The organism is Trueperaceae bacterium (genome assembly GCA_036381035.1).
Lineage (GTDB): Bacteria > Deinococcota > Deinococci > Deinococcales > Trueperaceae > DASRWD01.
In genome coordinates this window covers 24,620-32,036 of sequence record DASVDQ010000009.1, presented here as the reverse complement: position 1 = coordinate 32,036, position 7,417 = coordinate 24,620, and the positions used below count along the sequence as shown (strand labels likewise).

The window sequence follows — 7,417 nt, the reverse complement described above, 5'->3', positions numbered from 1 at the left end:
CCACCGCGGCGTGTTCGTCACCCAGCTGCACCGTGCGCAGCCGATGGTGCGCGTGGCCCACCGGGTAGCCGGTGGTCTCCACGTCGACCGTCAGCGCCCCGCCGCGCATGATCACCTCAGCCAGCACCCGCCCGGCCTTGTCGGGCGGCAGCGGTGTGATCTCGCCCGAACGGTCCACGAGCGCGGGCAGGCTCACCCGGTCGCCGGCGGCCTCCAAGATCGCCTGCGCCCGCTTGGCTGTGGTCCCAGCCGCCCGGCCGTTGTTGATCAAGGGTGCAGGTGGTGCAGCAATTTCCCACCCCGCTATCGCGCGCGCGCGTACGCGCGGGGGGGGATGGGGAAATCCTGCACCCCCTGCACCCTTGATCATCTTTTCTGCAGCGTTTCCGCTGGTAGAAGGCGATTTGATCAAGGGTGCAGGTGGGGGTGCAGATTCTGCACCCTCGGCGGCGTTTCCGGCCTTGTTGATCAAGGGTGCAGGTTCCGGGGGCGTTTTCCTGCACCCTTGATCAACTTCTGGGCACCCCCTTTGCATCGAGTCGGAAATTCCTGCACCCTCTGCACCCCCCGTTTGCACGGAGTCAGAAATTTGTGCACCCCCTGCACCCTTGATCACGTCTGTAGGGGCGTTTTCGCTGGTCACGGCCGTTTGCACGGAGTTGGAATTTCCTGCACCCTCTGCACCCTTGATCAACTTCTGTTGTTGATCTCCTGCACCCTTGATCAACTGCTCGGGCCCGGCGGGTGCGGGCGGCGTCGGGGCGCTCGGCAGGCGGGTGAACCCCGGATCGGTGATCCGCACGCCGCGGAACCCCCGCACCCCGCGGATCGTGGTGGCCACGAGCCCGGCCGCCTCCAACCGGTCGTAGAACTCGCCGGCCCGGACCGCCCGGTACCCGTCGCGGTCGGCCCACCGCCGGTACGCGTCGTACAGCTCGGTGCGCGCGGTCCAGGCGTCCGGGTCGGGCACGGTGCAGTCGGCCAGCCAGGTGCGCACCTGGTCGACGCGGCGCACGAACTCCTCGCGGGCCGCCTGGGCGCTGTCGGTCACCGCGAAGTCGCCACGCTCCAGCAGCGCCGGCAGTGCTCGCACCGCCCGGGCGGCGATGCCGGCCAGCTCGGCCGGGGCGGTCAGCCGCCGGTCGAGGGTGCGATCCTCGCGCCCGGCGAACGAGTGCGGGAACGGCACCACGAGCCAGCGGGACAGGTAGCCGACCGTGGTGTCCGCGCTCGGCGGGATCTTGTTGGCGCTGAACACCGGCACCGCCCACGGCACGAAGTCGAACCGGTCGCGGCCCTTGTGCTCGGCCGAGATCTGGTCGCCGCCGGTGATGGCCTTGAACGTGGCGGTGTGCTCCAGGTAGCCGGCGTCGATGTCGCCGGCGATGTTGGCCAGCTTGCCGAACAGCGAGGCGGTGCTGAACCGGGTGTTGACCAGATCGTGCAGGCTGACCGAGGTGATGTTGTGGCGCCCGAGCAGCGCCGTGACCACCCGCAGCAGCGTCCCCTTGCCGTTGCGGCCGGTGCCGGTCAGCATCACCGCCTTGTGCAGCGGGTTGCCCGAGTACATCAGGTAGCCGATCAGCTCCCAGATCGTGTCCACCATGTCGGCGGGCACCACCTCGGCCACGAACTTCTCGAACGCCGGGCACTGCGCCTCGGGCTCGTAGTCGACCGGCAGCTGCACGGTGCTCGGCACGTCGGGGGAGTGGGGGTGCAGCTGGCCGGTGCGCCACTCCAGCAGCCCGTTACGGAAGTTGATGTACTGCTCGACCGGCTCACAGGTGATCGTGGGCACCCGGGCCGCCACGATGTCCTGCACCGTGCGCGCCATGTGCTGCCGGTAGCGCTCACCCATCAGGTACGCCACCCGGTCGCGGACCGCGTTGCGGGCGGGGCGCCAGACCCCCTCGACGTACCGCCAGGTGATGTGGTCGATCCCCTGCGCCAGCGGCCCGAGCGCCAGCACGTCGTTGGCCAGCGTGGCGGCCAGCAGCCCGCCCTCTTTGGCGAAGTAGCGCGCGGGGTTGGGTGCGGGGCCGCCGGGTGCCGGCGGGGTGGCGCGCTGCTCGGCGCCGTCGGGGTACTGGCGCCACTGCGCCGTGATGGTCGCCTCGAACTCCTCGATGGTGAACGGGTGGCCGCCCTGCCCCTGGTCGATGTGCGGCCAGACCGTCGCGCGCATGTACTCGATCGCGTCTTCCAGGCGCCAGCCGCCGCGCCCGCGCAGCGCCTGGGCGAGCCGGGCCACGCCGTTGTTGCGCCCGTTGCGAAACACCGTGCCGGCAGCGAGCTCGGCCCACGGGCCCGTGCGCATGAAGTCCTCGGCGGTCTGCGCGTCGCCGCCGGCGCGGGCGGCGCGGATCAGCTCGGCCAGCGCCGCGCCGCTGGTGTCGTCGCCGGCGGCCGCCAGCCGCGCCAGGTCGGGCGGGCTGACCCAGCGGTACGCTGCGGGCTCGCCGGTCACCTTGGACCGGCGCACGGTCGGCGCGATGAACGCGAACCCGCGGCCGTTGCCTTCGGCGTCGCCGGCCTTGACGTCGACGCCGGGCACCACGCCGTCGCGCGAACGCACGCCCAGCGAGCGGATGAACGTGTGCACCCCGCCCGACGGCGTGACCGCGGTTGCGTACGCGACCGGCACCGCGCCGCCCAGCGCCTCGCGCAGCGCGGCCGCCGGGTCGCCGCCGGCGCGCGGGTCGATGTCGAGCAGGTCGAGCCCGTGCCCGCACACCATCGCCAGCGCCATGCCCGGCCGCCAGGCGTCGACCACTCGCGGGTCGGGACGCGCGTGCTGCCAGCCGCGGGGCAGCTTGAACCCGATCGGCTCCTCGGGATCGGGCCGCGCGATGAACACCGGGATGCCTGCGGCGGCCAGGGCTCGGGCGACATCGAGCGCGGCCGACTGCTCGGGCGTCACCCGGTCACCCCCCGGCGGGCGGCGTTGTACAGGGCCGCCACCCCGCGCACGAGCTGGTGCGTGCGGGCGAGCGGATCGGGCACCCCGCAGTCGCGCACCGCGGCGAACAGCGCGTGGCGGGCGGCGTCGCGGGCGTGGCGCATGCCTTTCGTGGGCTCCAGCAGCCCCACCGCGCCGAGGCGGGCATCGGTGGCCCAGGGCTTGACCTCGGCCGCGCTGCGCGCCACGTAGCGGTACGCGCGCCCCGCTCGGGAGCGGTCGGCCAGCATGCCCACGATGTGCACGGCGGTCCGTGACGCGCCGCCGGCGTTCAGGCGCCCCGTGCGCGGCCCGATCACGAACCGCTCGACCGCCACCAGCAGCTCGGGCGAGTTGAGCCCACGCACCCCCACGTCGAGGATCAGCCCGCCCAGCACCGCGTTGAGGGTGTCCGCCGAGCACTGGATGATGTCCGGGCGCGGGCTGATGTCGAGGTCCGGCGTGATGTGCAGACCCACGAGCCCGACCACCGGGCCGGGGTCGACGCCGAGCACGTACGTCACGGCTTGCCGCCTTTCTTCCGTTGGGCCTTGCGCGCCGAGCCGCCCAGCAGCTCGCGCACGATGCGGGGGTCCTGCAGCAGGTCGGCCAGCTGCCCGGCTTTGTCGTGCAGCACCGAGCGCACGCGGGCGTCGATGGTGTCGGCCGCCACGATGTCGATGACCTCGATGCAGTCGTGGATCTCCGAGCCGATGCGGTGGCAGCGGTCCTCGGCCTGGATGGCTTCCACAATCGACCAGGGCCGCTGCAGGAACACCACGGTGCCCGCGGCGGTCAGCGTGAGCCCCACGCCGCCGGCCTGCGTGGTCACGCACAGCAGGTCGAGCTTGCCGGCCTGGAACGCCGCCACGGTCTCGCTGCGCTCGGGCACCGTCTGCCCGCCGATGATGTAGCCGACCTGGTGCCCGGCCGCCTCGGCCGCTTTGCCGGCGAGCATCATCAGCTGGCGGCTGGGCGCGAACGCCACCACCGGCTGCCCGGGCCGCTCGGCCAGCACCTCAAGCAGCGCGTCGACCTTCCAGCTGGGCGCCTTGAGCCGCACGTGCACGTGCTGGCGCGGCAGCCCGTCGTCGCCCTCCTCGACGGTCACCGTCACGTCGGCGGCGGCCGCGGCCAGCTGGGCGAGCCGGGTCAGCTGGGCCAGCACGCTCATGGCCGACAGCTGCCCACCGTCGGGCAGCTCGGCCAGCATCTGTGACTCCATCTGGTCGTACGCCTTGCGGTACGCCGGCGGCAGCTCGACGGTGCGCGTGCTGTAGACCTTGGGCGGCAGCTGGTCGAGCACGTCGGCCTTGGCCACCCGGCGCAGCTGCCCGAGCAGGCAGGCGCGCAGCTCGGGCTCGTGCGAGCGGCGCAGCCCCACCACCTGCTCGCCGTAGTCGCCGGGGATCTTCAGGCAGTAGCGGTCCACCCAGCGGGTGCGGCTCGGGTACGCCGCGGGCTCCAGCGCCTCCAGCGTCGGCCACAGGTCCCCGGGGTGGTGCGTGATCGGCGTGCCGGACAGCCCGACCACGACATCGGCCTGTTTGGCCAGTCGCCGCACGGCCAGCGACCGGGCCGCGTGCGGCGACTTGATCAGGTGCACCTCATCGACCACGAGCGCGGCCGGGCGCAGCGCCAGCAGCGGATCACCCGGGCCGGCGGCGTCCATACGCGCGGTGTCGAAGCTCGTGACGTACACGTCGGCCGTGCCGGCCAGCTTGCGGCGTTTGGCCGGGGTGCCGCGCCAGGCGACGGCGCGCCAGCTCGGCGCCCAGTCGTGCCAGGTCTGCACCCAGGCGTCGACCACCGAGCCCGGCACCACGCACACCACGGGCAGGACCTGGCCGACGCGGGCACGTTCGAGCAGCCCGAGCACGGTGGTGACGGTCTTGCCGGTGCCCTGTTCGTCGGTGAGCAGCGCCCGGCCGGTCGCGGCGATCATCCGCGCGCCCTCGACCTGGTACGGGCGGGGCACGCGGCCGGCGGGCAGGGTCACGGTCAGCTCGGCGGGGATCTGCGTGCGGCGCACCAGCTGCTCGCCGATCCACGCGGTCAGCCGCGGCCCGGGGCGCCAGTAGTCCGCGAACGTGTGCGCCAGCTGCACCACCGCCGGCCAGGTCGCCGGCACCACGAGCGCGCCGGGCGGGTCGCTGGTCTTGAACGCCGGGGTGAGCGTGCGCAGCCAGTTGGCCATGCGCGCCATGACGTAATCCGGCCCGGTGGCGATCAGGACGATGGTCTGTCCGTCGGCGCTCAGTTCCCCGACCAACGAGGCGTCGTCGGCGGTGGTGCGGAACTGGTGCACCGAGACCATCAGTACGCCACCGTCAGCCAGAGCAGGAACGCGACGAACGCCAGCGTGGCGATGTAGGCGACGGTCCCGGGCCAACGGTCGCGGGGTGGCTTGTAGACAGACATGGAAACCTCCGGTGCAACGTCTGGGAGGGTCACCGCCCCGGCCGACGGGGGAGTGCCGGCCGGGACAGTCACCCGCTCAGCCGCCGGTGAGCTTGGCCAGCAGCGCCTGCTGTTCCGGGCTGAGCCCGGCCGGTGCGGGCGGCTGGGCCGGCTGCTGCGTCGCGGGCACAGGCTGCTGCGCCGGCTGCGGCGCCGGGGGAACCGGCTGCTGGTGCACGACCGGCTGCCCGGTGGCGGTGGAGACCACCGGCGCCGTCTGCGGCTGGGCCGCGGCCGCCGGCTGGGCGCCGTCCGGGCGCCGGTACTCCACCCGGTAGAGGTTGGTCGGGTTCAGCCCGGCCGAGCGCGCCGGCCGCTGGCCAACGAGGGTCACGGTGATGACCGCGCCGGCCTCGGGCGGTCCCTCGGGCGCGCCGGCCTCGGCCATCGCGCGCACGAGTTCGTCGCGCACCTGCCCGCGCACGTACCAGGCGGCCCGACCCTCGGGGAACTCCGGCGACGGCTGCACGAGCATGGGCACGACCATCACGAACATCGGCCGCCCGTCGCGGAAGTAGCGCGGCGCCCCGGTGGTCAGGTCGGTCTGCTGCTCGATGTCGGCATCGGTGACCGGCCGGGCCACGATGCCGGTGTACGAGGTGCCGACCGGCTTGCCACGGAACGACCACGCCGGACCGCGCGCCCCGCCGGGCTGGCGGTAGAACTGGTCCAGCGAACCCGCCACGGGCGGCGGGGTCGGCTGCGCCGGCACGGCCGGCTGGGCCGGGTACTGCGGCTGGGTCGGGTAGGGCGGCTGGGTCGGGTACTGCGGGAACTGCGGCGGGAACGGGTTGTTGGGATACACGGTCACTTACTCCTGTTCTCGGGTTGCTTACCTACGGTTCCGGGGCATCCCGGGCCGTTGTCTCGTGCTGCTTGTGGGCGGTAGAAGGGGCAGAAGAAACACTCATCGCTGTCTGGTCTGGCAGGCACGTCGTTCAAGGTCATCTGTCCAGAGAGGATCTGGGCCGCCCACTGTTTGCGGATCGCGGTGAGCTTGAAGACCTCCTCAATGAGTTCGTCGTCATCGGGCCGCGCCTCGCGTTCCCAGACGTACAGACCGTCCAGGGTGGATGCGGTGCGCGGATAGGCGGCCAGTGCGACGCGGCGCACCGGCAGCCCGAGAAGTCGGTAACCCTTGCCGTACAGCAGAAGCTGCACCTGGTAGCGCAGCGGCGGCCCGTCTTGTGAACGGACCTTCGCCATCGCTGTCTCGCCGAGGATCTTGTGGTCGACCACGGCCTGTTCCTCGCCGTCGTACAGGTCCGCGGTCCCCGGGTGGTCCGGGTGCGGCACCACCCGCTGCTCGGGCACCCAGCGCAGCCCGTGGCGGGCGTTGTCGGCAGCGAACGCATCGGCGAGCCAGGCGTGGACCGCGGTGCCGACGATGCTGGGCCACGGGTCGACCACGTGGTTGGTGCGCGGCACCCCGGCGAGCTTGCCCGCCACCTGCCGGTCACAGATCGACCCCAGCTCGCTCGGGCCGAGGTGGGCCTGCAGGGTGCGCGGGTTGTGCGCGGCGTGCTCGTTGACCACTCGGCGCAGGTCGGCGGCGTAGCGCACCGCCCAGGGCGAGTTACCCGACAGCGGCGCGGGCGCGGCGGCCATGAAGTCGGCCACGGTGCTCATGCGCCGCCCCGCAACTCCCAGCGGGCGGACTTGACCGCGTAGCGCACGTACGTGGCCGGGTCCTCGGCCTTGAGCCGCTTGGCGTCCACCCGCCACGACTCGATGTAGGACAGCCGCAGCGGCGCGCCGAGCGCGTCGTGTGTCACCCGGATCTGCCGGGCCTCGGGCGCCGCGGTGGTCAGCTCCACCTTGATCGCGTCTTTGACCGCGTTGAACCGGCTGGTGAGTTCGTCCACCTGCGGCTTGAGCGCCGCGTATTCGGCCAACAGGCTGTCGAGCCGGCTGCCGGGCTCGGGCTTGACGGCGCTCACGACTCCTCCTGCCACTCGCGGTACGGCAGCTGGCACACCTCGCACACGGCGTCGGCGTCCAGGTCGGCTGGCCAGACGT

The 7,417-nt window shown here is 72.6% G+C and carries 6 protein-coding genes; all 6 read right to left on the bottom strand.

Annotation, left to right across the window (positions count from 1 at the left end; all coding sequences use genetic code 11):
* The coding region (locus tag VF202_01170) for a phage/plasmid primase, P4 family (GenBank protein HEX7038705.1) at positions 1 to 2,920 on the bottom strand (2,920 nt) is incomplete at its 3' end.
* On the bottom strand, positions 2,917 to 3,462 hold the full coding sequence (locus VF202_01165; GenBank protein HEX7038704.1) for a hypothetical protein: 546 nt from the start codon (positions 3,460 to 3,462) through the stop codon (positions 2,917 to 2,919). The genes VF202_01170 and VF202_01165, both read right to left, overlap by 4 nt.
* Positions 3,459 to 5,246 (bottom strand): DEAD/DEAH box helicase, encoded by a 1,788-nt coding sequence (locus VF202_01160; GenBank protein ID HEX7038703.1) that lies wholly within the window; start codon positions 5,244 to 5,246, stop codon positions 3,459 to 3,461. Before VF202_01160 ends, VF202_01165 begins: the two co-directional genes overlap by 4 nt.
* Positions 5,247 to 5,435: 189 nt before the next feature.
* Complete coding sequence (locus tag VF202_01155) at positions 5,436 to 6,209, bottom strand: hypothetical protein (GenBank protein ID HEX7038702.1); 774 nt, start codon at positions 6,207 to 6,209, stop codon at positions 5,436 to 5,438.
* The gene (locus VF202_01150) at positions 6,206 to 7,027 is read right to left on the bottom strand and encodes a hypothetical protein (protein HEX7038701.1); all 822 of its coding nucleotides are present in this window, start codon (positions 7,025 to 7,027) and stop codon (positions 6,206 to 6,208) included. The genes VF202_01155 and VF202_01150 overlap by 4 nt, the downstream gene beginning before the upstream one ends.
* Entirely contained in the window at positions 7,024 to 7,338 is a 315-nt protein-coding gene (locus VF202_01145; protein HEX7038700.1) for a hypothetical protein, read from the bottom strand. The genes VF202_01150 and VF202_01145 overlap by 4 nt, the downstream gene beginning before the upstream one ends.
* Positions 7,339 to 7,417: the final 79 nt, after the last annotated feature.